We start from the raw sequence: 25,365 nt of genomic DNA, 5'->3' as shown, positions 1-25,365 counted from the left end.
CTTCCCGGCGGGCGGGGCCCCAAGCAGGTGCCATGATCGGGAGCATGCCCCCGTTCTCCCCCCAGGACGTCGCTGCCGACACGGGCCGGGCCGCTGAGCCCGTCGCCGCCCCCGCGAGCGCCGTCGACCCCGGTCCCACCCCTGACCTGCGCCCCTACGACGCGCTCCTGCTGTACTCGTTCGGCGGGCCCAACAAGCCCGAGGACGTCGTGCCGTTCCTGCGCAACGTCACCGCGGGCAAGGGCATCCCCGACGCGCGCCTCGAGGAGGTCGGCGAGCACTACTACGGCTTCGGCGGCAAGAGCCCCATCAACGAGCAGAACCTCGCGCTCAAGGCCGCGCTCGAGGCCGAGCTCGCGCGCCGCGGCGTCGAGCTGCCCGTCGTGTGGGGCAACCGCAACTGGGAGCCGTACACGACCGACGCGATCGACGAGCTCGAGGCGCTGGGCGCGAAGAACGCCGTCGCGCTCGTGACGTCCGCGTACTCGTCGTACTCGGGCTGCCGCCAGTACCGCGAGGACCTCGCGGTCGTCCTCGACGGGCGCGGCCAGCTCGGTCCCGACGGCTCGACGGGCGTGCAGTTCGACAAGGTGCGCTCCTACTTCAACCACCCGGGCTTCGCGCAGGCGAACGTCGACGCGGTGCTCGACGGCTACGCGGCGCTCGCGGAGAAGGGCGGCGACGGCGCGGCCGCGCGGCTCGTGTTCGTCACGCACTCCATCCCGGACACGATGGAGGCGGCGTCGCGCGTCTCGCACGCGACGTACTCGGAGCAGCACCTCGACCTCGCGCGCGTGATCGCCGCCGAGGTGTCCGCGCGCCTGGGCCACGACGTCGCGTGGGACCTCGCGTACTGCTCGCGGTCCGGCCCGCCGAGCCAGCCGTGGCTCGAGCCCGACGTGAACGACCACCTGGAGGCCCTCGCGCAGGACGGCGTCCGCGACGTCGTGCTGTCGCCGATCGGCTTCGTCTCCGACCACATGGAGGTCGCGTACGACCTCGACACCGAGGCGATGGAGACCGCGACGGGGCTCGAGATGACCGCGGTCCGCGCGGGCACTGTGAGCACGCGCGAGCCGTTCGTGCGCGGCCTCGTGGACCTGCTCGTCGAGCGCGCGGCCCTCGCGCGGGGCGAGGCCGTCACCGAGGCCACCGTCGGCAGCCTGCCCGCCTTCCGCTCGGTGTGCGCGCCCGGCTGCTGCCTGCGTCGCGACGGGGAGCCGAGCGGCGTCCCCGCGCTGTGCAGCACGGACGTCCACAGCTGAGCCCCGTACCGATCAGGGAGGAACCCCGATGAACGACGCCGCGCGCGTCCCCGCGGACCACGAGCAGATCAACACCACCATCCGCTACGCGATGTGGTCCGTCTTCGCGACGGCGGCGCCCCTGCCCGCCGACGCGGACGAGCGCGGGGGCCTCGTGGCCGACGCGCTGACCGCCGTCGGCGGGGGCGACGACCCGGCCGCGACGGACGGCGACCTCGTCGTCCGTGGCTGGTACGACGTCGCGGGCCTGCGCTCGGACGCCGACCTCATGGTGTGGTGGCACGGCCCGACGGTCGAGTCCGTGCAGGGCGCCTACCAGCGCCTGCGCGCGAGCGGCCTCGGGGCGCACCTGGAGCCCGTGTGGTCGAACGCGGCGCTGCACCGCCCTGCCGAGTTCAACCGGGGCCACGTGCCGGCGTTCCTCGCGGGCGAGGCGCCGCGCGACTACCTGTCCGTCTACCCGTTCGTGCGGTCGTACGACTGGTACCTGCTGCCCGACGCCGAGCGCCGCACCATGCTGCGCGACCACGGGCTCGCGGCGAAGGACTACCCGGACGTGCGCGCCAACACGGTCGCGTCGTTCGCGCTCGGCGACTACGAGTGGATCCTCGCGTTCGAGGCCGACGAGCTGCACCGCATCGTCGACCTCATGCGCGAGCTGCGCGCGACCGAGGCGCGCCGCCACGTGCGCGAGGAGGTCCCGTTCTTCACGGGCCCGCGCACGACGCTCACCGCCTGGGCGGACCGCCAGCCCTTGTCCTGACCCGGCCCGCGCCGAACACGACTCTGGTGTCGTTATCCGTCGGATCACGACACCAGAGTCGTTCTCGGCAGCGAGCAGCGTCGTTCTCGGCAGCGGGGCGCGTCGGCGCCCGAGATGCTCAGCATGCTGAGTGATGTCAGGCTGGAGGCATGACCACAGCAGCCGTCCCGGCGGACGCCGTCCCCGCCCCCGCGCCCTCCGACCGCGTCCGCCAGGTCGTCGTCCTCGTCGGCTCGCTCGTCGCGGCCGGTGCCGCGGCCTACGGCGCGGGCGCGTTCGGCGGCACCGCCGTCGAGCAGACCGCCGGGGGAGCGCTGTCCTCGACCGCGACGCCCGTGGCGCCCGACAACCCGGCGTTCCGCATCTGGTCCGTGATCTACCTCGGCCTCTTCGTCTTCGCCGTCTACCAGGTGCTGCCCCGGCACGCCGCGAGCCCGCGCCTGCGGGTGACCGCGTGGTGGGTCCTCGTCTCCATGGTCCTCAACGCCGCGTGGATCGGCGTCGTCCAGGCCGGGTGGATCCCGCTGAGCGTCGTCGTCATCGCGGCGCTGCTCGCCGTCAACGCCGTGGTCGTGGTGCGGCTCGTGCGCCGGCGGCCCGAGTCGACCGGGCAGGCCGTCGTGCTCGACGGCACCATGGGCCTCTACACCGGCTGGGTGAGCGTCGCGACGCTCGCCAACGTCGCCGCGGCGCTCGCGGACGCGGGCGTCGGCGAGCTCGGCCTCGGCGCGACGGGCTGGTCCGTCGTGCTCGTCGTGGCGGCCGCGGCGCTGTCCGTCGCGTGGGCGGCGTTCGCCGCCGGACGCCGGGCGGTCGCCCTCGGCATCGGCCTCGCGATGTCGTGGGGTCTCGCGTGGATCGCCGTCGGGCGGTTCCAGGGCGAGCTCGTGGACACCACCGTGGCCTGGGCGGCCGTCGGCGCGTCCGCGGTCGCGCTCGTCGCGGCGGTCCTCGCCGCGACCCGCCCGGCGCGCGCCTGATCACCCGCCGAGCACGCGGTCCGCGACCGGGTCGAGCCCAGGACGGCCGAGGACCCCGTGCTCGGCGGGGCACCTTGCAGGTCAGGGATAGAGGCCGCGGATCTGGTGCGCCTCGGCGACGCGCTGGACGCCGATGACGAGCGCGGCGTCGCGCAGGCTCAGCTCCTCGCGGCGCGCGAGGCTCGCGACCTCCTCGTACGCGTGCAGCATGCGGTGCTCGAGCTTGTCGCCGATCTCCTCCGCGGTCCACCAGTACGCCTGGTTCGCCTGGACCCACTCGAAGTAGGAGACGACGACGCCGCCCGCGTTCGCGAGCACGTCCGGCACGACCGTCACGCCGTTCTTGGCGAGTACCCGGTCGCCCTCGGCGGTCGTCGGGCCGTTGGCGCCCTCGACGACCCAGCGCGCGCGCACGGTGCCCGCGGTGTCGCCGTCGAGCACGCCCTCGACCGCCGCCGGGACCAGCACGTCGACGTCGAGCGCGAGCAGCGCGTCGTTGTCGACCGGGTCGGCGCGGTCGAAGCCCACCACGCTGCCGGTCGCGGCGACGTGCTCGAACAGCGCGCGCACGTCCAGCCCGTCCGGGTCGTGCACGCCGCCGTACTGGTCGGAGACCGCGACGACACGCGCCCCGCGCGCCGCGAACAGCGCCGCCGCGTGCGAGCCGACCTTGCCGAACCCCTGGATCGCGACGCGCACGTCGGACAGCGGCACGCCGGCCTCGTCGAGCGCCGCGGCGGTGACGTGCACCACGCCCGCGCTGGTCGCCGTCGTGCGCCCGAGCGAACCGCCCACGGTGATGGGCTTGCCCGTCACGACTGCCGGGATCGTGTAGCCCTGGTTGACCGAGTAGGTGTCCATGACCCAGGCCATGGTCTGCTCGCTCGTGCCCATGTCGGGCGCCATGATGTCCCGCTCCGGGCCGATCACCGGCATGATCTCCGACGTGTAGCGGCGCGTGACGCGCTCGAGCTCGGCCTCGGAGTAGCAGCGCGGGTCGATCGAGACCCCGCCCTTCGCCCCGCCGTACGGCAGGTCGACGAGGGCGCACTTCCAGGTCATCCACATCGCGAGCGCGCGCACCTCGTCGATGTCGACGCTCGGGGAGTAGCGGAGCCCGCCCTTGCCGGGTCCGCGCGAGACGTTGTGCTGCACGCGGTAGCCGTGGAAGAGGACGGTGCGGCCGTCGTCCCGCCGCAGCGGGACGGCCACGTTCACCTCGCGCCGTGGTGTCGCGAGCATCTCGTGCAGGCCGTCGTCGTAGCCGAGGAAGCGGACCGCGCCGGCGAGCTGCGCGTGCGCGGTGTCGAGGGCGGACGCCGGTGCGGTCGCGGCGTCGGGTCGGGAGGTCGTACGGGGAGCGGGGTCGTTCGGGGTGGTTTCGCCGCTGGTGAGGGTGGGCGGCACGGACGTCGTCGTCACGGTTCCTCCGGTTCGAGGGTTTTCCTCGGTGCCGCGGGGGTGTGCGGCACCGAGGGTCACGCTACCCCCGGCGCGGGCGCTCGCCCCTCACGCGCCCCGGCGGTGCCCCAGGGCGTCGATCGCCTCGAGCTCGTCCGCGGAGAGGGAGAAGCCGGTCACCGCGAAGTTCGCCTCGATGCGCTCCGGCGTCACGGACTTCGGGATGACGACGAACCCGTGGTCGAGGTGCCAGCGCAGCACGACCTGCGCGGGGGTGACGCCGTGCGTGGCCGCGACCTCGGCGAGCACCGGCGCGTCGAGATCGGTGCGCTTGAACGGGCTGTACCCCTCGAGCACGACGCCGCGCTGCGCGAGCTCGTGCACGACGCGGTGGTCGTAGTCGGCCGGGCTCCACGGGATCTGGTCGACGGCGGGCGTCTCGCCGACCTGCTCGGACAGGACGTCGACCTGCTCGACCGAGTAGTTGCTCACCCCGATCGAGCGCACCTTGCCCTCGTCGCGCAGCTCGACGAACCGCTCCCAGACCCACGGCGACGCCTCACCGGACGGCGGCCAGTGGATGAGCCACAGGTCCACGTGGTCCGTGCCGAGGCCGCGCAGCGACGCCTCGAGCGTCTCGCGCTCGCGGCCCGCGGCGTCCGGCGGGAGCTTGGTCGTGACGAACACGTCGGCGCGGTCCACGGACGAGTCGGCGAGCGCACGCCCCACCTGGGCCTCGTTGCCGTAGCCCGTCGCGGTGTCGACGTGCCGGTAGCCCACGTCGAGCGCGTGGCGCACGGCGCGGTACGCGTCGTCGCCCTCGGACTGCCACGTGCCGAGCCCGAGCAGCGGCATCGCGCCGCCGGGCAGGTCGACGGTCGGGACTGGGCCGGCGGAGGCGCCGGGGGAGGAGGTGGTGGAGGTCATGCCGCCAGTCTCCGTGCCCGACGCCGCCGCTCGCCACCGCGCGGCCCTCACCGGGTCCTCGCCGAGCCCTGGATCTCTCCCCAGGACTGGCAGACGGTGAGGAGAGAACCAGGGTTCGGCGGCAGGGCGTGGGCGGTCAGCGACGGGTGCGGCGGCGGTACTGGGCCGGGGTCTCGCCGGCGAGGCGCGCGAACGTGCGGGTGAACGACGGCTGGTCGTAGAAGCCGCTCTCCGCCGCGACCTCGCCGATCGAGACGGTGCTCCCGGCGAGCAGGCGCGTCGCGTGGTCGACCCGGGTGCGCAGCACGAGCTGGCGCGGCGTCACGCCGTACACGCGCCGCACGCGCCGGTCGAGCACCGCGGGCGTGGAACCCGCCGCCTCGGCGAGCCGCGCCGTCGTCCAGCGCGCCCCGAGGTCCGCCTCGACCGCGGTGACGAGCGCGGCGAGGGAGTCCATCGTCGCGTCGTCCGCCGCGCCCGCGCGCAGGTCGTGCGAGACCGAGACGATCCCCACGAGGCGACCCGCGTCGTCGTGCACGGGGAGCTTGGACGTGAGGAACCAGCCCGACGTCCCGCCGAGCCGCCGGATGCGCTCGAGCTCGCCGCGCAGCGCGCGCCCGCGCAGCACCTCGGCGTCCTGCTGCTCGTAGCGCTCGGCGAGCTGCGCGACGAACAGGTCGCGCGCGCGTCGGCCCAGCACCGCGCGGCGCGACCGCTCGTTGGTCCGCGCGACGAACACCGGGTTGACCGCGACGTACCGGCCCGTGACGTCCTTGGCGCAGAACATCGTGTCCGGCAGCTCGTCCATGAGCGCGACCATCGCCGGGCTCAGCGCCGCGAGGAGCGCCGCGCCCTCGGGCCACAGGTTGTCGCGAACGGGTGCCATGTCGCCCCGGATCGTACAAGACGAGTCACGGCGACCCGAGGCACCCTGGAGGGATGAGCAACGACGCGCCCGCCCGGCCGCTCCCCACCCCCGGAGCCGTCGGCGGAACGACCCTCACCTCCCCGGAGGACCTCGTCGAGGAGGCCGTGGCCCTGGCCGGTCGCTGGCTCGCGGCCAGCGAAGGTGCCGGTGACGCCCGGGCCCGGAAGACCGCCGAGCGGCTCGGCGCGCTCGTCTCCGACCCCGCGGGCCTCGAGCTCGCGGTCCGGTTCGTCGACGACGTCGCGCGGCCCCAGGACGTGCAGGTCGCCGCGCGGGCGCTCGGCCGCCTCGGCGAGCTCGCGGGCAGCGCGGGATCGTTCCTCGGCCCGGTCGACCGGACGCTGCTGCGCGTCGGGGCGGGCGTCGCGCCCGTGCTGCCGCGCGTCGTCGTGCCGGCCGCGCGCGTGCGCCTGCGCCAGCTCGTGGGCCACCTCGTGGCGGACGCCGGCCGCGGCCTCGGCCCGCACCTCGCCCGGACCCGCGCGGAGGGCTACGCGCTCAACGTCAACCTCCTCGGCGAGGCCGTGCTCGGCGAGGCCGAGGCGGACGCGCGCCTCGAGCGCACGCTCGCGCTCGTGCGGCGCCCGGACGTCGACTACGTGTCGGTCAAGGTGTCGTCCGTCGCGTCGCAGCTCGTCACGTGGGACCTCGACGGGTCGTGCGCCCGCGTCGTCGAGCGGCTGCTGCCGCTCTACCGCGCGGCGCGCGACCACGGCGTCTTCCTCAACCTCGACATGGAGGAGTACAAGGACCTCGCCCTCACGACGGCCGTGTTCCGCGAGATCCTCGCGCACGACGACCTGCACGACCTCGAGTCCGGGATCGTGCTCCAGGCGTACCTGCCCGACGCGCTCGGCGCGCTCGACGGGCTCACCCGGTTCGCGACCGAGCGCGTCGCCGCCGGGGGAGCGCCGATCAAGGTCCGCCTCGTCAAGGGCGCGAACCTCGCCATGGAAGCCGTCGAGGCCGAGCTGCACGGGTGGCCGCAGGCGCCCTACCCGACCAAGCCCGACGTCGACGCGAACTACGTCCGCCTGCTCGACCACGCGCTGCGCGAGCCCCGCACCGACGCCGTGCGCATCGGCGTCGCGAGCCACAACCTGTTCCACGTCGCGCTCGCCGTCCTCCTCGGCCGGGCCCGCGGCGTGAGCCACGCGCTCGACGTCGAGATGCTCCAGGGCATGGCCCCCGGCGAGGCCCGCGCCGTGCGCGACGAGGTCGCGGCCGACCGGGTCGAGAGCGGCCCGCACGCTGGGCGCGGCGGGCGCGTCGTGCTGTACACGCCCGTCGTGCGCGACGAGGACTTCGACGTCGCGATCTCCTACCTCGTGCGCCGCCTCGAGGAGAACGCCGCCGAGCAGAACTTCCTGCATGCCATGTTCGCGCCCGACGGGTCGCCCGCGGCCAGCCCCATGGAGCGCCAGGAGGCCGCGTTCCGCGCGTCCGTGCGCCACGGGGTGCACTACGCGGAGGCCGACGTGACGCCGCGCCGCCGCCCCCGCACGGGCGCCCCGACCGCCGTCGGGCCGCACCAGCCCGCCGAGCCCGGGGTTGTCGGCCACGACGACGCCGACCCCGCCCGTGACGCCGGGTTCGGCGGGTTCGCGAACGCGGCCGACACCGACCCCGCCGTCGCCGCGTCGCGCGACTGGGCGCGGCACGTGGCCGGGCCCGAGTCCGGGTTCGTGGCCGTCCGCACGCCCCGGCTCACCTCCACCGCTCAGGTGGACGACGCCGTCGCGACCGCCGTGCGCGCGACCGGCGCGTGGGCGCGGGTCGCCCCGACCGCCCGCGCCGCCGCGCTGCGCGCCGTCGCCCGGCGCCTGGAGGAGGCGCGCACGGACCTCGTCGCCGCGATGGTGCACGAGCCCGGCAAGACCGTCGCCGAGGCCGACCCCGAGGTGAGCGAGGCCGTCGACTTCGCGCGCTACTACGCGCGCTCCGCCGAGGAGCTGGACCACGTGCCCGGCGCCCGGTTCGCCCCCGACGGCGTCACGCTCGTCACGCCGCCGTGGAACTTCCCCGTCGCGATTCCCGTGGGCGGGGTCCTCGCGGCGCTCGCGGCCGGGTCGGCCGTGCTCGCCAAGCCTGCTCCGCCCACGCCGCGCTGCCTCGAGGTCGCCGTCGAGGCGATCCACGCGGGCCTGCGCGACGCGGTGGCTGCGGAACCCGGGGACTTCGCGGGGCTGGACGCGGGCTCGGTGACCGAGGTCGTGCAGTACGTCCGCGTGCCCGACGACGAGCTCGGCACGCGCCTCGTCACGCACGACGACGTCGCGCGCGTGGTGCTCACGGGCTCGATCGAGACCGCGCAGCTCTTCGCGCGGTGGAAGCCGTCGCGACCGGTGCTCGCCGAGACGTCGGGCAAGAACGCGCTGGTCATCACGCCGTCGGCGGACCTCGACCTCGCGGTCGCGGACCTCGTGCGCTCGGCGTTCGGGCACGCGGGGCAGAAGTGCTCGGCGGCGTCGCTCGCGATCCTCGTCGGCTCGGCGGGCGACCCGCGGACCGAGACGGGGCGCCGCGTGCGCCGCCAGCTCGTGGACGCGGTGCGCTCGCTCGCGGTCGGGCCCGCGACCGACGTCTCGACGACCATGGGTCCGCTCACCGAGCGCGCGTCCGGCAAGCTCCTGCACGCCCTGACGACGCTCGAGCCCGGGGAGTCGTGGCTCGTGCGGCCCCGGCAGCTGGACGGTGGGCCGGACCTCGAGGGCCGCCTCTGGACGCCCGGCCTCAAGGAGGGCGTCGCCCCCGGGTCGCCGTTCCACCTCACCGAGTACTTCGGCCCCGTCCTCGGGATCATGACCGCCGCGACGCTCGACGAGGCGATCGCGCTCCAGAACGCCGTGCCGTTCGGGCTCACGGGCGGCATCCACAGCCTCGACGACGCCGAGGTGGAGCGCTGGCTCGACGCCGTCCAGGTGGGCAACGCCTACGTCAACCGGCACATCACCGGCGCGATCGTGCAGCGGCAGTCGTTCGGCGGTTGGAAGCAGTCGGCCGTGGGACCGGCCGCGAAGGCGGGCGGGCCGAACTACGTCGCGCAGCTCGGCCGCTGGGCCGACGCGACGGGCGAGGGCGCCGACGAGGGCGCGGGGACGCCGTCGGGAACCACGGCGCCCGGGCGGGCCGCGCCCGCCGACGCCGCGCCGCCCGCGCGCGAGGCCGCGCCCGAGGCGTGGCTCGCGTGGGCGAAGGCCGACGACGCGCGCTGGTGGGAGCGGGAGTTCTCCGCGGGCCACGACCCCTCGGGCCTGCACGTCGAGTCGAACGTCTTCCGCTACCGCCCGGTCGACGTGCTCACCGTGCGCGTCGGCGCGGACGCGTCGCCGGTCGAGGTCGAGCGCGTGCTGCACGCCGCGCGCACCGCGGGGGTACCGGCGGTCGTCGTGCCGAGCACGGGCGACGCCGCGGTGAGCGACGAGGAGCTCGCGCGCCGCGTCGCGTCCGGTGCCGTCCGGGGTCGCGTCCGCGTCGTCGGTTCCGCCCCCGGGCTGCACGAGGCCGCGGCCGAGCGCGTCGGTGAGGTCACGGTCCTGGACCACCCCGTCGTCGCGAGCGGCCGCCGCGAGCTGCTCACGGTCCTGCACGAGCAGGCCGTCAGCCGCACGACGCACCGGTACGGCCACGTGAAGCGCTGATCCCGCTACCTCGTGGGTGCGGTCTCCGCCGACGAGACGGTCACGGACGCCGCGTCGCGGAACGCGCGCAGGCGCTCGGCCTGCTCGGCGACGGCGTCGGTGAGCCCGGCCTCCCACGGGACCCACGGGTCCGTGAGGACCATGAGCCGGCGGCCGGACGCGCGGGGCCGCCACGTCCCGACGACCTCGCCGTCCGCGAGCACCGCCCCGGGCCGGCCGAGGACGCGCCACAGGTCCTTGGCGCGGGCCTCGTCGGCCACGAGCGTGGCGCGGTCGCGGAGCTGGAGGTACAGGTCGTACGGGCCCACGAGCCGGACGACGGGCGCGTCGGTGCCGGGGTGCGCGTCGCGATGGCGTGCCGCGGCGCCGCGGAGGCGTTCGGCGTCGTCGGCCAGGGCCCAGCGCTCGGCCGGGCGCGCGCCGGGCTCGGCGTCGGTGATCTCCACGCGCACCGCGTCGTCGGGCCAGTGGGCCCGCACGTCCTTGACCGGCGCGTCGAGGAACCCCGCGACGTCCTGGACGCTCGCGGCGGGGAAGAAGCGCAGGTAGCCCCGCACCACGTCGAGGCGCGGCGGGGCCTCGCCGCCGAGCCGGCCGTAGAACGACGGCTCGAGGCCCGGCACCCGTCGCAGCACCGGCGGCGACGTGCCGGGCTCCAGCTCGAGCCCCGCCTGGAGCGCGGCGAGGCGGAAGGTCTGCTCGTAGCTGTGCGTCGCGCCGCAGGAGCGGCACCAGCGCAGGTGGGGCTCGGGGAGGCGCTGCGTGAGCCGCGTCGAGAGATCACCCTTGACGCTGGGGTCGACGACGAGCTCGCGCTCGACCCGCGCCTCCGTGCGCAGCGCGTCGAGCACGGCGAGGCCCGCCGCGCGCAGTGGCTTGCTCGCGTCGAAGACCCGCTTGGCGGCGTCGGCCTCGGAGAGCGGGGCGGTCGCGACGGCGACGTCGGCCAGGTCCGCGCGACGGTAGACGTGCGGGGCGCCGCGCAGCGTCCACGCGAGGGCGAGGCCCGGCGGGAGGCTGCCCGGCGCCACGCCCGGGGCGCCGCGCACCGCGAGCCCCCAGGCCGCGCCGTCGGGCCCGGTGTCCTGGACGCCCAGGTCGAGCACGGAGACGTCGCCCGGGGAGTCGGCCGCGCCGGGCGCGCGGTCGAGCTGCTGGGCGTGCCAGCGCGCCGTGAGCACGTCGGCGCGCGAGAGCGGGGTCGGGGCTGCCGAGGACGAGGTCACGAGCTCAGGCTACGAGCGCCCGCCCACGCCGCCGCGGCGCCCAGGGCAGGGCGCCACGGCGACGGGAGGGTCAGACCGAGTCGCGCTCGACGAGCGCGGGGGAGAGGACCTGCGACGCGATCTCGTCCCCGCGTCCGCCGACGAGGTCGAGCAGGAGGTCGGTCGCGCCGCGGACCATCTCGACCATCGGGTTCTGGACCGTCGTGAGCGGCGGCACCGTCGAGGCGGCGGTCGCGAGGTTGTCGAACCCGACGACGGACACGTCGCGCGGCACGTCGCGCCCGTGCGCCGCGAGGACGCGCAGCGCGCCCTCGGCCATGAGGTCCGACGCGACGAACAGGCCGTCGACGTCGGGGTGTGCCGCGAGGATGCGCTCCATCGCGGCGGCGCCGCCCGCGACGGCGAAGTCGCCGATCTCGACCGCGTCGTCGGGCAGGCCCGCACCCTGGAGCACCTCGCGCCAGCCCGTGAGCCGGTCGACGCCCGCCGTCATGTCCTGCGGACCGGCGATCGTCGCGATGCGGCGGCGGCCCGCCTCGACGAGCCGGCGCGCCGCGAGACGGCCGCCCTCGACGTTGTCGACGTCGACGTAGAGCAGGTCGGGCGTCGGGCGGAACGGCCGGCCGACGAACACCGCGGGCAGCCGGGCCGCGAGCAGCGCCTCCTCGAGCTCGTCGTCGCGGTGGTGCGACGCGACGATCGCGCCGTCCACGTGCCCGCTGCTCAGGTACCGCACGATGCGGCCCGGCTGCTCGTCGGGCCGCGCGAACAGCAGGACGAGCTGGAGGTCCGTGCCGCCGAGCGCGGCGCTCACGCCGCGCATCGTGCCCGCGAGGAACGGGTCGGTGAGGATGCGCTCGTCCGGCTCGGGGACCACGAGCGCGATCGAGTCGGTGCGGCGCGTCACGAGGGAGCGGGCGGCGCGGTTGGGCGTGTAGCCGAGCTGGGCGACGGCGGCGTCGACCGCCGCCTGGGCCTCGGGCGACACGCGCAGGCCGCCGTTGATCGCGCGCGACGCGGTCGAGCGCGAGACACCCGCCGTCTGGGCCACCTCGTCCAGGGTCGGCGCGGAGCGCAGGCTGTTCATCAGGACAGTATCCCGCGCGCGCCCGGCCGACCGCACCGCCCCGCTCACCGTGTCGTCACTCCCCGGCGGCGGCGTCCGCGCCGGCCGTGTCGCGCGCCGGCACGGCGTTGTCGCGCGCGACCTGCGCGTACCAGGCGCCGCTCGCCTTGACCGTGCGCTCCTGCGTCTCGTAGTCGACGCGGACGATGCCGAACCGCTTGGTGTAGCCGAGCGCCCACTCGAAGTTGTCGAGGAGCGACCACGCGAAGTAGCCGCGGACGTCCGCGCCGGCGTCGATCGCGTCGCGCGTCGCGCGCAGGTGCGCGTCGATGAACTCGAGCCGGTCCTGGTCGTCCACCGAGCCGTCCTCGCCCACCTGGTCGGGGTAGGCCGCACCGTTCTCCGTGATGTACATCGCCACGCCGCGCGGGCCGGTGAAGTCCTGCTGGAGGCGCGTGAGCAGGCGCGTCAGGCCCTCGGGCTGCACCTCCCAGCCCATGTCCGTCCGGGGCAGGCCGCGCGAGCGGTCGTGCGCGTCGTCCGCGGCCGGGAAGGGGGACGACGTCGCGCGCACCGGCGCGTCGTCCGCGGGCTCGTCGCGCACGCCCTCGGGGCGCGTCCCGCCGCCGGACTCGGTCGCGGGCAGGGGGTGCCCCGAGACGGCACCGCCGTTGTAGTAGTTGACCCCGAGCGTGTCGATCGGCGTGGAGATGATCTCCAGGTCGCCGTCCTTCACGTGGTCGAGCAGACCGTAGGGCGCGACGTCCTCCAGGACGTCGGCGGGGTACTCGCCGTGGAAGACCGGGTCGAGGAAGATCCGGTTGAACTGCCCGTCGATGCGGCGCGCGGCGTCGACGTCGGCAGGGTCCTGCGGGTCGACCGGGTCGGACACGGTGAAGTTCAGCGTCAGGCCGAGGTTCGCCTCGGGCGCGCGCTCGCGCAGCGCCTGGACAGCGAGGCCGTGGCCGAGCAGGAGGTGGTGCGCCGCGGCGAGGCCGTCCTCGCGCGACTGGCGGCCGGGCGCGTGCACGCCCGCGGTGTAGCCGAGGAAGGCCGAGCACCACGGCTCGTTGAGCGTCGTCCACACGCCCACGCGGTCGCCGAGCGCCTCGTGCATCGTCACGGCGTACTCCGCGAAGAGGTAGGCCGTGTCGCGCGAGGTCCAGCCGCCCTTCTCCTCGAGCGCCTGGGGGAGGTCCCAGTGGTACAGCGTCAGCCACGGCAGGATGTCCGCGCCGAGGAGCTCGTCGACGAGGCGGTCGTAGAAGGCGATGCCCGCCGGGTTGGGCGCGCCGCCGTCGGGCCGGACGCGCGCCCACGACGTCGAGAACCGGTACGTGCCGAGGTTGAGCTCGCGCATGAGCGCGACGTCCTCGCGGTACCGGTGGTAGTGGTCGCACGCGACCATGCCGTCGTCGCCGTTCACGACGGCGCCCGGGACGCGGGCGAACGCGTCCCACACCGAGTCCGTGCGGCCGTCGGTGTGCCCGGCGCCCTCGATCTGGAACGCGGCGGTCGCGGCGCCCCAGAGGAAGCCCGGGGGCATCTCGACGCGTCCGGTCGCGGTCGCCGGGTTCGGGAGGAGGGGCGCGGACGGGACGAAGCTGGTCATGGGTCGATTGTCCTTCGAGGGTCGAGGAGTGGCGCGCGGGCGGGCCGGTGGGCCCGCCCGCGCGACGGTCTGCCGCGCGGCGTCGCGCACCGGGGTGGTGCGGGCCGCGCGGTGGCGCCGGGCGTCAGCCCTTGACGGCGCCCTGCATGATGCCCGCCACGAGCTGGCGGCCGGTGAAGATGAAGATGACGATCAGCGGCAGGGTCACGAGGAAGATCCCCGCCATGACGAGCGAGTAGTCGACGAAGAAGTTCGACTGGAGGGACCGCACCACGAGGGGCAGCGTCGGGTTGTTCTGGTTGAGCACGATCGACGGCCAGAAGAAGTTCGTCCACTGCTGGACGAACGTGAACAGACCGAGCATCGCCGCGGCCGGGCGGGCCGCCGGGAGGGCGATCGACCAGAACGTGCGGAACATCGACGCGCCGTCGACGCGGGCCGCCTCGATGAGCTCGTAGGGCAGCGCCTCACCCAGGTACTGCGTCATCCAGAAGACGCCGAACGCGGTGACGAGCGCCGGCACGATGACCGCCTGGAGCTTGCCGATCCACCCGAGGTCCGACATGAGGATGTACATCGGGATGACGCCGAGCTGCGTGGGGACCGCCATCGTCGCGATGACGAACACGAGCAGCGGCCCACGCCCGCGGAACCGGAGCTTGGCGAACGAGAAGCCCGCGAGCGTCGAGAAGAGCACGACGGACAGCGACGTGAGCACCGCGACGACCACCGAGTTCCAGGCGGCCTTCCAGAAGTTGATCGCGTCGGAGTTCATGACCTCGGCGAACCGGTCGAACAGGCTCGCGTCCGGCAGGAGCTGGGGCAGCGCGCTGCGCGAGATCTCCTCCGGGGTGGAGGAGCCCAGGATCAGCGTGAAGTACAGCGGGAAGATCGAGACCAGCAGGACGATCCCGAGGATCGTGTAGGTGACCCACCGCGGCCGGCGCTGGGTACCGCCGACGTTCTTCCCGGCGCCGCGGCGTCGGGCGGCGGCGCGGGCCGCACCCGGCCCGGCGGTCTGGGCGATGACGGGGACGGAGCTCATCGCTTCCTCCGGTCGGTCGTGCTGGCGGCGGTCGTGTCGGCGTCCGTGGTGCCCGTGCGCGAGCGCTGGGCCGAGATGGCGCTCTCGGCGCGCAGGCGCTTCTGGGTCTCGCGGCGACGGCGGACCCACCGTGGCGGGCGTGGCTGGGCGTTGGACGTGGCGATCCGTCGGGTGACGAGGAAGTTGACGATGCCGATGAGGATGATGAGGAGGAACAGCAGCCAGGCGACCGCGGCTGCGCGCCCGAAGTTCTTCTGGTTGCCCCACGCGACGTCGTAGAGGTAGAGCACGGTCGTCATCCACTGGCGGTCGGCGCCGCCGAGGCCCTGCGCGTCGAACATGCGCGGCTCGTCGAAGATCTGGAGGCCGCCGATCGTCGACGTGATGACGACGAAGATGATCGTGGCGCGGATCTGCGGGACGGTCACGGAGAAGAACTGGCGCACGCGTCCGGCACCGTCGATGATCGCGGCCTCGTACAGCTCGCGCGGCACGGCCTGCATCGCCGCGAGGAAGATCAGCGCGTTGTACCCGGTCCAGCGGAAGTTCACCATCGAGGCGATGGCGACGTGGCTCGCGAGCGCGTCCGCGTGCCACCGGATCGGCTCGATGCCGACGAAGCCCAGGAGCTCGTTGATGAGGCCGTACTGGTCGGCGAAGAGGCGGCCGAAGATCATCGAGACCGCGACGGGGGCGACGACGTACGGGAGCAGGACCCCCATGCGCCAGAACGTGGCGGCGCGGAGGTTCTGGTCGAGCAGCGCGGCGATCGCGATGGCGGCGATCACCTGCGGCACGGACGACAGGACGAAGATCGAGACGGTGTTGCGCAGCGACTTCCAGAACGTCGGCTGCGCGAGCACGTCCGTGTAGTTCTGGAGGCCGACGAAGTCGCCCTGACCGCCGAGCAGGTTCCAGTCGTAGACCGACACCACGGCCGTGTACACGAGCGGGAAGAGGCCCGTGATCGCGAACAGGATGAAGAAGGGCGAGATGTAGAGGTAGGGCGAGACCTTGACGTCCCAGCGGCTCAGGCGCTGGGAGAAGCCGACGCGTCGCGGCGTGCGCGGCGTCGGCCCGCTGAGCCCCGGGGAGGGCTGGGTGGGCGAGAGGACGGCCATGTGAGGTTCCTGGGCTGCTGGTGACTGCGGGTGGCGGTCGGGCGGCCGCCGGGGCGGCGGCGCCCGGCGGTGGACGCGAGCGGGGCCGGGGCGGCACCGTGGTGCCGCCCCGGCCCCGTCAGGTCACAGACCCAGGTCCTGGAAGGACTGGAGCGTCTTCTGCCACGAGGACGCGGCGTCGTCGGTCTTCTCGACGTCCACGCGCTTGATGCCGTCCTGGACGGTCGTGTGGATCGAGAAGTAGTTGGCGCCCTTGAACGGCGCGCTGTCGATCGCGAGCGCACGGTTCACGAAGATCGTGCCGACCGGGGCGTTGTTGAAGAAGTCGTTCGTGAACGACTGCACGGCGTCGGACTCCTGGGCCTCGATCTGCGACGGGAACGTGCCCGCGTTCTCGAAGGCCGTCGTCTGCTGCACCGGGTCGGTCAGCCAGGCGGCGAGCTCCTTGGCCGCCTCGGCGTTCGGGCCGGAGGCCGGGACCGTGAGGAACGAACCGCCCCAGTTGAGGCCGCCGCCGGGGAAGACGTCCGCGACGTTCCAGCCGGTCACGCCACCCGAGCGCTCCTCGACCGGGCCCGTCATCCACGCCGGGCAGATCATCGTCGCGAAGCCGTCGTTCTGGAACGCGGCGTCCCAGTCGCCCGACCACTGCTCGAGGCCCGCCGAGAGCTCGTTCGTCGTGGACTGCTCGAGGACCGTGTCGTAGATGTCGATGATCGGCTGGTTCGTCGCGAGGTCCTTGGGCGTGCCGTCGGACTCCTCGTAGGCGTTGTCGATCTGGTTGACCATCGCCTGCGAGATCGACATGGCCGAGTCGTACCAGGCCGCGTCGCTCGCGGCGACGAAGGTCTTGCCCGCGGCGAAGTAGTCGTCCCACGTCGCGTCCTCGCCGCCGAGGAGCTCCGCCACCTCGGCGGGGTCGGTCGGCAGGCCGGCGGCCTCGAAGAGGTCCTGGCGGTAGCAGATCGCGCTCGGGCCGATGTCGGTGCCGTAGCCGATGAGCTTGCCGTCCGGCGTCGTGGCCTGCTGGACCTTCCAGTCCACCCAGCGACCGTCGAGCGACGAGTCGGTGAGGTCGGTGAAGAGGTCGGGGTACTGCATGAGCTCAGGCAGCCAGTCGACCTCGATGGCCTCGATGTCCGCGAGGCCATCGCCGCCGGCGGCGAGCTTGGTGGTGAGGTTGGTGCGCGCGTCCTCGGACTTCGCCGCCTTGGTCTGCTTGACGGTGACGTTCGGGTGCTCCTCGGTGTACGCGGCGAGGAGCTCGTCGGTGTAGCCGAAGTCGTTGAACGTGGCCACGGTGAGGGTGATCTTCTCGCCGTCGCCGGAGCCCGTCTCGTCGTCGTTCGAGCCGGAGCCGCTCGAGCACGCGGTCAGGGTGAGGGTGATGGCCGCGAGGCCTGCGACGGCGGCGATCGCCTTGCGGGGCCGGCGGGTCGTACGGGTGCTGCTCAGCACGGTGACTCCCTTGTCGGTGGGGCGGGGTCGTGGCAGCGCTCCCACCTCCAATGTGGTAGCGCTTCCACACAACGGGGTGATCGTGCTTTCCCGGCCGAACCCGTGTCAAGCCACGGTCGCGACGACGACGGTGTGGTCGCGCTCCCACTCGCGCGTTCCCGCAGGTCAGGAGGTTTTCATGATCGACCGGTCGGTAGGGTTCCGGGGAAATCGTTACCGGTTCGAGACCGGCTCCCCGGACCTGATCGGGGCGCCGGGCGGCGTCAGCGCGCGAGCCACTCCCGGCCCGCGGACTCCTCCGCCGCGAGCGCCGCGCGGACGGCTTCCGCGGCCGCCTGCTCGATCGCGCCGCCGAACAGCGGCACGGAGGCCTTCACCTCTCCCGCGTAGCGCTCCACGGTGCCGTCGCCGTCGGGCGAGAGCGTGACCGTCCCCGTGAGCCGCACCGGGGCGCCGGTGATCTCGAGCGAGACGGTCCCGGACCGCTCGCCGTCGCGCTCCGGCTCCCAGGCCTCCGCCTGCCGGATCTCGAGCTGGCCCCCGACGAAGGACCGGACGTGGGCCGGGATCTGGTCGGTGGGCAGGGTGCGGCGGACCGTCACCGTGAAGCCCTCGACGGCGCCGCCGGTGACGTCGACCTGCTCGACGCGGGCCCCGTCGCCGCCGGAGCGTGCGGCGCGCCAGCGCACGAACTCCTCGTCGGCGAGCATCGCGCCGACCACGGGGACGGCGGCGGGGTAGCGGAGCTCGACGCTCAGGTGCACGGGACCTCCTCGGGCCACGGGCCGACCTGCCGCCGACCTGTGCGGGTCGGCCGCCGGGCCGGTCGGCGGGTTCGGGCGACCGCGCGCGCGGGCGCTGAGGGGACTCTACCGGTCCGACCCCCTTACGCTGGGGTCCGTGTCTGCCATGAGTGACCTCATCTCCCGCCACGCCGACCTCAGCCCGGCGGACAACGAGTGGTTGCACCTGCTCGTGGGCGACTGGCAGGTGATCTCCGACCTCGCGTTCGCCGACCTCGTGCTGTGGCTCCCCACGACCGACGGCAACTTCGTCGCCGTCTCGCAGTGCCGCCCGTCGACCGGCGCGACCGTCCACTACGACGACATCGTGGGCTCGTTCGCCCCCGAGGGGCAGCGCCCGCAGCTCGAGCGCGCGCTCACCGAGGTCCGCTCCCAGCGCTCGCGCGAGCCGCGCTGGTTCGGCGCGTACGCGGTCCGGGAGGAGGCGATCCCCGTCCTGCACGCCGGGCGCGCGATCGCCGTCGTCGCGCGGCAGACCAACCTCGGCAGCGGGCGCACGCCCAGCCGCCTCGAGCTCAACTACGTCGAGGCCGCGGACGACCTCATCGCGATGATCTCCCGCGGCGAGTTCCCCTTCCCCAACGCGGCGACCGGCCCGCGCCGCGGCGCCCCGCGCGTCGGCGACGGCCTCATCCGGCTCAACTCCGAGGGCGAGGTCCTCTACGCGAGCCCCAACGCGCTGAGCTGCTTCCACCGCCTCGGCGTCATCGGCCCGCTCGTCGGGCGCTCGCTGGCGGAGGTGACGGCCGACCTCATCGAGCACCAGACGCCCGTCGACGAGTCGCTCCCGCTCGTGGTCATGGGCCGCGCGCCGTGGCGCACGGAGATCGAGGCGCAGCGCGTCGCGCTGTCGCTGCGCGCGCTGCCGCTCACCGAGTCGGGCCAGCGCATCGGCGCCGTCCTGCTGTGCCGCGACGTGTCGGAGCTGCGGCGGCGCGAGCGCGAGCTCATCACCAAGGACGCGACGATCCGCGAGATCCACCACCGCGTGAAGAACAACCTCCAGACCGTCGCCGCGCTCCTGCGCCTCCAGGCCCGCCGCATGGACGTGCCCGAGGCGCGCGCCGCACTCGAGGAGGCCATGCGCCGCGTCGCGACCATCGCGCTCGTGCACGAGAGCCTGTCGCAGACGCTCGACGAGGAGGTCGAGTTCGACGACATGGTGGGCCGGGCCCTGCGCCTCGCCGCCGACGTCGCGTCCGCGGACACGAGCGTGCGCACCGTCCGCACCGGGAGCTTCGGCCTCGTGCCGGCGGAGGACGCGACCCCGCTCGCGCTCATCCTCACCGAGCTCGTCACCAACGCGGTGGAGCACGGCCTCGCGAAGCAGGAGACCGGGACCGTCGAGGTCGCGGTCGAGCGCGAGGGCTCCGCGCTGCGCATCGTGGTCGCGGACGACGGCGTCGGCATGCCCGACGGCGACGTCGCCCGGGCGGGCAAGGCCGCCAAGAGCGGCCTGGGGACGCAGATCGTGCGCACGCTCGTCACGAACGAGCTCGGCGGCACCATCGAGTGGTCGCCGCGGCCCGGCGGGGGCACGCAGGTCGTGCTCGCGCTCGTCCTGCGCGACGGCAACCGCCAGGGCTGAGAACTCGGGTCCCGGCGCGCCCGCCCCGCGCGCCGCCTGGCGCGACCGCCCGGACCCACTGCCTGGTACGACGACGGGCCGTCACCCCGGAGGGTGACGGCCCGTCGTCGACGTGCTGCTCGACGCCCGTGGGCGGGCGGAGCGTGGTGAAGCGTGTCAGCCGGCGCGGCGCGCGCGGGCGGTGCGGCGCTTGAGGGCGCGGCGCTCGTCCTCGGAGAGGCCGCCCCAGACGCCCGCGTCCTGCCCGGACTCGATAGCCCACTTGAGGCACGTGTCGACGACGTCGCAGCGACGGCACACGGCCTTCGCCTCCTCGATCTGGAGGAGCGCGGGTCCGGTGTTGCCGATGGGGAAGAAGAGCTCGGGGTCTTCGTCGAGGCAGGCTGCGCGGTGGCGCCAGTCCATGATCGTCGTCTCCTTGGCAGAGGGGAGCCTGGTCGCGAGGTGATGACTCGTCGCGGTGATGCCCGGCAGGGGGCTGCCTGGACCAGGGCTCGAGGCGGGGGTGATTGATGCTTGAACCAGGTTCACACCTCGTGAAGCGCAGCACAAGGGGTTACGAGAAAGTTTCCGTCGCATGAATCGTGAGGTCTTCGTCACACGGGTGTGAAGCCGCAGGTCGGCGCGTACGCTGGGTGATCGTGCCTCCCCGCAAGCCCTCCGGACAGCCGCCCGAGCAGCCCCCGACGACGCCCGTCCCGACGCCTGGACCGGCGCCCGACGGCGCGTCGCGACCCCCGGTGCTGACCGCGCTCCTCGTCGGGGTCGGGATCGAGGTCGCGGTCCTGGTCGTCGGCGCGGTCCTCCTCCTCGTCGAGCTCGTGCGCGGCGGGTCGCAGTCGTTCGGGGTCAGCGTGTTCCTCGTCGTCTTCGCGCTGGGCGTCGCCGCGGTGCTCGCCGCGAGCCTGCGCGGCCTGCTGCGCGGGCAGCGCTGGGCGCGGTCGCCGGTCGCGACGTGGCAGATCCTTCAGGCCGTCGTGGCGATCAGCTCGCTCCAGGTGGGCGTCACGCCGTGGGTCGTCGCCGCGCTCGTGCTCGCCGTCGTGGTCTTCGTCCTGCTCATGCTCCGGCCGGTCGTCGAGGCCACGACCCGTGACTCCCGGGCCGCGGCCTGACACCTGCGCGCCGGGCACCCGGGCCCCTGGTGCGTCACGCCTGATGCCCGGGCTGCGCGTGCCCGGACGCCCCTGAGCGTCGACCGTCCGCCGAGGCCAGCGCGAGCTGCACCGGGGTGAGCCGAGCGCCCTGGACGAGCACCCCGCGGCCGGGTCGCGGCCGCCCTGGCTCCGCGAGCCACTCGAGGCCACGACCGAACACCTCGGCGCTGCCGCGCTCACCCGCCGCGAGGACGATGCCGGCGCGCACGCCGCGCAGGTCCGCGAGCGGGCCGCGCAGTGCCGACGCGGCGCCGCCGGTGGTCGCGGACGCGAGGAGCACGAGGCCGTCCCGGCACGCTGCCGCGAGCCGTTCGCCCTCGACCACGCAGAGCTGGAGGAGGACGTCGAGGTCGTCGACCACGACCACGCCGGGCCGTCCCCGTGGACCGTTCCCGAGCGCGTCCTCCTGCCCGGTCTCGCGCGTGCCGGCGGCGACGGCGTCGAGGAGCGCGCCGACGTCGGCCGGCGCGTACCGGCGGACCACGTCGGTCCCGGGTCCGGCCGCGGCGAGCACGGCGTCGCGGGCCACGACCGCGCGCAGCGCGCCCGCGCGCGCGACGTGCCGCGCGAGGAGGGTCAGCGCGCTCGTGCGCCCCGAGCCCGGCGGGCCGACCACGAGCGCGCCGCCCGACACGTCCAACGTGACCGTGACGGCCGTGTCGCCGCCCCGACCCACCGGGACGTGGAACGCAGCCGACGCGAGGCGCGGACCGTCCGGCTCGGGGCCCGGCCCGGCACACGCGGGGCCCGGGCCGGCCGACGCGTGGAGCGGGTCCGGGGTGGTGAGGTCGGCGGGGGCGACCCGCGCGGGCAGCGGCACGAGCCGGAACGCGCCGGGCCGAGCGTCTCGGTCCGGCGCTCCCGGCCGTGCGGCGGCCGGGAGCGCCGGTCTCTCGGGAGCGTGCTCCGGCGGCGGCTGCGCGGGGAGGGCGACCTGGCACAGGACCGGCTCGCCGCGACCGAGCCACACCGCCCGCCCCGCCGGGCCTCCCCGTCCGGCGAGCGCGGAGGGCACGCCGAGCGCCACGTCGTCGTGGCGGTCGCGCGACACCATCACCGCGCGCACCCCGACCAGCGACGACAGCCCCGCGACCGTCGGGCTGGCGCACCCCACGGCGACCGCGGCGGGGCCCGCGAGCACGTCCGCGAGCGCGTCGGCGCCGGCACCGCCCGCCACGCCCGCGAGGACCGACCGGACGGCGTCGACGTCGTCCACGAGCAGGAGGACCCGGCCGGTGGCGTCGGTCCCCGCGGGGCGCCCCTGGCCGTCGTCGTGACCGGCGAGCAGCCGCAGGAGGCGGACGAGGCGACGCGGGTCGTCGCGGTCGACGACCGTCCCCGCCCCGGGATGCGACGCGAGGTCGGCGAGCCCTGACCCGACGGCGTGGACCGCCCACCCGCGCGCGAGCGCGGCCCGTCCCACGGTCCGCAGCGCCGTCGTCCGGCCCGAGCGTGCGCGGCCCAGCACCGCGAGGTGCCCGTCGCGGGGGTCCCACCGGACGACCGTCCGGCGTTGCAGGTCGGGGACGTCGCCGAGCGCGACGGGCAGCGCCGCGACCTCGGCGATCACCGCGCGACCCCCCGGGCCGGCCCGACCGTCGCCGGGGTGCGCAGGGTCGTCCGGCGCGCCGTCGGTAGCGGGCCCGCCGTCGCGCCCGCCGTCGTGCTCGCCGTCGTGCGGGGCGGGGCCGGCCGCACGTGCGAGGCCCGCGAGGTCGTCCTGCCCGACCCGGTCGGGCAGGGCGGGCAGCCACGGCGGCGGCGCCGGGCGCAGGCCGGCCCGCTCCGCGACGTCGCGGGCCGTGGCCACGATCCGGCGAAGGCGGTCGTCAGCGGGCCGGGGTGCTCCCGGGCCGGGCGCGCGGCCGTCGTCGGGCGCGGAGGTTCCGCGGGGGAGGCCTCGTGCGACTCCCCACGGGGGAGCGCCGCGCGCACCCGACGCCGCGGCGCGCGCCGGCGCCCCGACCCGGGCGCACTGCACCGCGAGCGGAGGTTCGGCACCACGGCGCAGGACGAGCCGCCCCGGAGCCGACGCCGGGACGAGCGCCGCGAGCGGTGACTCGACGACGTCCCGCGAGTCGGCGACGTCGACGACCCGCAGGGCGAGGCGCAGGGTGATGTTGGCCCGCACGTCGGCGCTCACGGCACCGGCGGGCCGCTGCGTCGCCAGCACGAGGTGCACGCCGAGGGCGCGGCCCTGGGCGGCGACGCGCAGCAGGCCGGGCAGCAGGTCGGGCAGGTCGTCGGCGAGCGCCCGGAACTCGTCCACGACGACGACGAGCCGCGGCAGCCGTCCTCGGGCGAGCTCGTCGACGCTGGTCGCGCCCGCCGCGGCGAGCACGCGCTCGCGCCGGCGCAGCTCGGACCGCAGCCCGGCGAGCGCGCGGCCGGCGAGACCCGGGTCGAGGTCGGTCACCGTGCCCACGACGTGCGGCAGGAGCCCGCACGCCCCGAAGCTCGCGCCGCCCTTGAAGTCGACGAGCGCGATCGACAGCTCCGCCGGCGAGCGCCCGAGCGCGAGCCCCGTGACGAGGGTCTGGAGGAGCTCCGACTTGCCCGCCCCCGTGGTCCCGGCGACGAGCACGTGCGGTCCGTCGCGGACGAGGTCCACGGTCACCGGTGCGCCCCCGGCCCCGACGCCCAGCACAGCCCGCAGACCGGTCCCGTCGCGCCGTGCCGCGTCCTGCCAGCGGGCGTCGACCCACGCCGTGAGGTCGCCTGGCTCGTCCGGCAGGCCGAGCAGGTCGCCGAGCGCGACGTCCGCCGGCAGCGAGGGTGAGGTCGGGTCACCGGGGTCGTGCCCGGCGGGGTCGGTGCCGTCCAGCCGGCCGAGATGGTCCGCCGCGGCGAGCCGACGGGCGAGCGCGACAGCCCACTCCTCGCTCGCCCCGACGTGCTCGCGCACGGTGCGTGCGTCGTCCGGGCCGGTGACCACGACGGTCGGGCCGGACACGTCCATGACCGTCCGGCACCACGCCGGGACGCGGGCCGCGTCGTCGAGCACGAGGAGCAGGTCGGTCCCCGTCGCCCCGAGCCGCTCCCAGGCCCGGGCGAGCTCGCCCGCGGGCGGGGCCCCGTCGACGACGAGGACGGCGGCCGGACCGGTCGGCGGTCGTGCGGTGTCCAGCGAGCCGACGGCGCTCGCCCGAGGGAGCCAGCGGCACCAGGCCCAGTCGGCCGCGGCGTGCGGCGGGTGCCGGAACGTCGGCACGGCACCGGTCGACAGGAGCTCTCCGAGCACGGCGCGCGCGGCGGCGAGCGCGAGGGCGCGGGGGCCGACGACGGCGACGCACCCGTCGGGGAGCCGCACGGGCGCGACGGGTGCGACCGCGACGGCGTGCAGGTCGGCGCCCGGGCCCGGCGGAGCCCCACCGGGGGGTGTGGCGACCGGTGCGAGCCGCGCGAGCGTCGCCCAGGTGAGCGCGTCTGCCGGCCGAGGGCGCAGCGGGTCGACGGGCGTCGTCGCGCGTGCGCCGTCGTCACCGGGCGTTCGCCTCACGTCGGACCCCGGAGCCGGACCTCGGCCGCCCCGACGGGCCGCGCGGCGTCGGCGGCCCTCGACGAGCGCGGGGCCGAGGAGCGCGAGCGGCCCGGCGAGGGCGAGCAGCGCGTACAGCGGCTGGCGGAACGTCACGGCGAGGGCGAGCGACGCGACCGCGGGCACGACCGCGGTCGCGAGGTGGCCGGCGCTCGGCCGACCCGGGGACGCGTCGACGGTGGCCGGGTCCACGGGGCCGGTGCGGGGTCCGTGCACGAGGGCGGGGCGCGGTCGCAGGGCGTAGACGCCGTGAGGGGTCGCGAGGGCGTCGCCCGTGCGCCACCGGACCGTGCGCCAGGACGGGAGCCGGCGACCGGCACCGGCCGGTCGTGCGACGAGGACCGCCGCGTCGTCGGGCACGCGCCGGGTCCCGCGCGGCACGCGGACTCTGACCCGCGTGCCACGTGGCGTGCCGCGGCGGCGGACGTCGAGCGCGTCGACCCGGGCGCGGCCCGCGCCGTCCGGGACGGCGACGAGCCGCCCCGCGTCCCCGCCCGCGAGGACGGCGACGTGGAGCGGGGCGGCGAGCACGGCGTCCGGGCGGGCCGCCCCGGCGACCGGCCTCCCGCCGGCGGGCACGACGGCGACCGTCGCCCCGGGGAGCAGGGGGCGGGTCCCGCAGCGCTGGTCGTCATCGACCGGGACGCCGTCCACGAGCAGGGCGGCGGTGCGCAGCTCCGGACGGCACACGAGCTCTGCGAGACCCCCGCGCACGTCGCCCAGGCGCGCCCCGGCCGGGAGCAGGACGTCCGTGGCGGGATGCACCGTGACGCGCAGCCACGCCTCGTCCCCTGGCCCGGCGCGCTCGGGCGCGGGGTCGGTGACGGGGGGCGTCGGGGCGCGCCT

Annotated in this window: 18 protein-coding genes; 6 read left to right on the top strand and 12 right to left on the bottom strand. The window is 75.4% G+C overall.

The genetic code is table 11. The features are described from left to right. Positions 1-44 precede the first annotated feature (44 nt). From A0J59_RS03755 to A0J59_RS03745, 3 genes are all read left to right on the top strand, one after another. Entirely contained in the window at positions 45-1,265 is a 1,221-nt protein-coding gene (locus A0J59_RS03755; protein ID WP_082918724.1) for a ferrochelatase, read from the top strand. 28 nt (positions 1,266-1,293) lie between these two features. After that, positions 1,294-2,028, top strand: coding sequence for a hydrogen peroxide-dependent heme synthase (gene hemQ, locus A0J59_RS03750; RefSeq protein WP_053370074.1), 735 nt, complete (start codon positions 1,294-1,296; stop codon positions 2,026-2,028). Positions 2,029-2,177: 149 nt separating this feature from the next. Beyond that, positions 2,178-3,008: a tryptophan-rich sensory protein gene (locus A0J59_RS03745; RefSeq protein ID WP_064315268.1), complete on the top strand. Its 831-nt coding sequence runs from the start codon at positions 2,178-2,180 to the stop codon at positions 3,006-3,008. Positions 3,009-3,089: 81 nt separating this feature from the next. Here the strand turns inward: A0J59_RS03745 and A0J59_RS03740 are convergent, their stop codons facing one another. The 3 genes from A0J59_RS03740 to A0J59_RS03730 all read right to left on the bottom strand — a co-directional run bounded on the left by A0J59_RS03740 (position 3,090) and on the right by A0J59_RS03730 (position 6,222). Then, positions 3,090-4,430: a Glu/Leu/Phe/Val dehydrogenase gene (locus A0J59_RS03740; RefSeq protein WP_231581743.1), complete on the bottom strand. Its 1,341-nt coding sequence runs from the start codon at positions 4,428-4,430 to the stop codon at positions 3,090-3,092. An 87-nt stretch (positions 4,431-4,517) separates the two neighbouring features. Next, positions 4,518-5,336, bottom strand: a complete 819-nt coding sequence (locus tag A0J59_RS03735; RefSeq protein ID WP_064315267.1) for an aldo/keto reductase — start codon at positions 5,334-5,336, stop codon at positions 4,518-4,520. A gap of 136 nt (positions 5,337-5,472) precedes the next feature. Continuing rightward, positions 5,473-6,222 carry an AraC family transcriptional regulator gene (locus A0J59_RS03730; protein ID WP_064315266.1) on the bottom strand — a complete coding sequence of 250 codons (750 nt, stop codon included), beginning with the start codon at positions 6,220-6,222 and terminating at the stop codon, positions 5,473-5,475. 53 nt (positions 6,223-6,275) lie between these two features. Between A0J59_RS03730 and A0J59_RS03725 the strand changes: the two genes are divergently transcribed. Then, complete coding sequence (locus tag A0J59_RS03725) at positions 6,276-9,905, top strand: proline dehydrogenase family protein (RefSeq protein ID WP_082918717.1); 3,630 nt, start codon at positions 6,276-6,278, stop codon at positions 9,903-9,905. A 5-nt stretch (positions 9,906-9,910) separates the two neighbouring features. Here A0J59_RS03725 and A0J59_RS03720 read toward each other — a convergent pair whose 3' ends face one another. The 7 genes from A0J59_RS03720 to A0J59_RS03690 form a co-directional block, all read right to left on the bottom strand. Then, a complete protein-coding gene (locus tag A0J59_RS03720) occupies positions 9,911-11,131 on the bottom strand; it encodes a DNA glycosylase AlkZ-like family protein (protein WP_064315265.1) in 1,221 nt (406 codons plus the stop codon). A gap of 70 nt (positions 11,132-11,201) precedes the next feature. Next, positions 11,202-12,218, bottom strand: coding sequence for a LacI family DNA-binding transcriptional regulator (locus A0J59_RS03715; protein WP_047232087.1), 1,017 nt, complete (start codon positions 12,216-12,218; stop codon positions 11,202-11,204). A gap of 55 nt (positions 12,219-12,273) precedes the next feature. Then, a complete protein-coding gene (locus A0J59_RS03710; protein WP_053370069.1) occupies positions 12,274-13,809 on the bottom strand; it encodes a glycoside hydrolase family 1 protein in 1,536 nt (511 codons plus the stop codon). Positions 13,810-13,933: 124 nt separating this feature from the next. Then, complete coding sequence (locus tag A0J59_RS03705) at positions 13,934-14,854, bottom strand: carbohydrate ABC transporter permease (protein WP_047232089.1); 921 nt, start codon at positions 14,852-14,854, stop codon at positions 13,934-13,936. Further along, on the bottom strand, positions 14,851-15,975 hold the full coding sequence (locus tag A0J59_RS03700) for a carbohydrate ABC transporter permease (protein WP_082141062.1): 1,125 nt from the start codon (positions 15,973-15,975) through the stop codon (positions 14,851-14,853). Before A0J59_RS03700 ends, A0J59_RS03705 begins: the two co-directional genes overlap by 4 nt. 123 nt (positions 15,976-16,098) lie before the next feature. Beyond that, positions 16,099-17,433 carry an ABC transporter substrate-binding protein gene (locus A0J59_RS03695; protein ID WP_064315264.1) on the bottom strand — a complete coding sequence of 445 codons (1,335 nt, stop codon included), beginning with the start codon at positions 17,431-17,433 and terminating at the stop codon, positions 16,099-16,101. 263 nt (positions 17,434-17,696) lie between these two features. Continuing rightward, the gene (locus A0J59_RS03690; RefSeq protein WP_047232091.1) at positions 17,697-18,197 is read right to left on the bottom strand and encodes a DUF2505 domain-containing protein; all 501 of its coding nucleotides are present in this window, start codon (positions 18,195-18,197) and stop codon (positions 17,697-17,699) included. Positions 18,198-18,342: 145 nt separating this feature from the next. Here A0J59_RS03690 and A0J59_RS03685 point away from each other — a divergent pair, with 145 nt between their 5' ends. Beyond that, positions 18,343-19,824, top strand: a complete 1,482-nt coding sequence (locus A0J59_RS03685) for a sensor histidine kinase (protein WP_047232092.1) — start codon at positions 18,343-18,345, stop codon at positions 19,822-19,824. Between the two features lie 156 nt (positions 19,825-19,980). Here the strand turns inward: A0J59_RS03685 and A0J59_RS03680 are convergent, their stop codons facing one another. Beyond that, a complete protein-coding gene (locus A0J59_RS03680; RefSeq protein WP_021481972.1) occupies positions 19,981-20,229 on the bottom strand; it encodes a WhiB family transcriptional regulator in 249 nt (82 codons plus the stop codon). Positions 20,230-20,465: 236 nt separating this feature from the next. On the opposite strand from A0J59_RS03680, the gene A0J59_RS03675 reads away from it, so the two are divergent. Further along, positions 20,466-20,939 carry a hypothetical protein gene (locus A0J59_RS03675; protein ID WP_144425500.1) on the top strand — a complete coding sequence of 158 codons (474 nt, stop codon included), beginning with the start codon at positions 20,466-20,468 and terminating at the stop codon, positions 20,937-20,939. A 34-nt stretch (positions 20,940-20,973) separates the two neighbouring features. On the opposite strand, the gene A0J59_RS03670 is transcribed toward A0J59_RS03675, so the two are convergent. Continuing rightward, positions 20,974-25,365: FtsK/SpoIIIE domain-containing protein (locus A0J59_RS03670; protein ID WP_064315263.1), on the bottom strand; the 4,392-nt coding region annotated here is incomplete at its 5' end.

Source organism: Cellulosimicrobium sp. I38E (assembly GCF_001647255.1).
Classification (GTDB): domain Bacteria; phylum Actinomycetota; class Actinomycetes; order Actinomycetales; family Cellulomonadaceae; genus Cellulosimicrobium; species Cellulosimicrobium cellulans_E.
The sequence above is the reverse complement of the archived record's forward strand: the minus strand, read 5'-3'. Positions and strand labels throughout refer to the sequence as shown.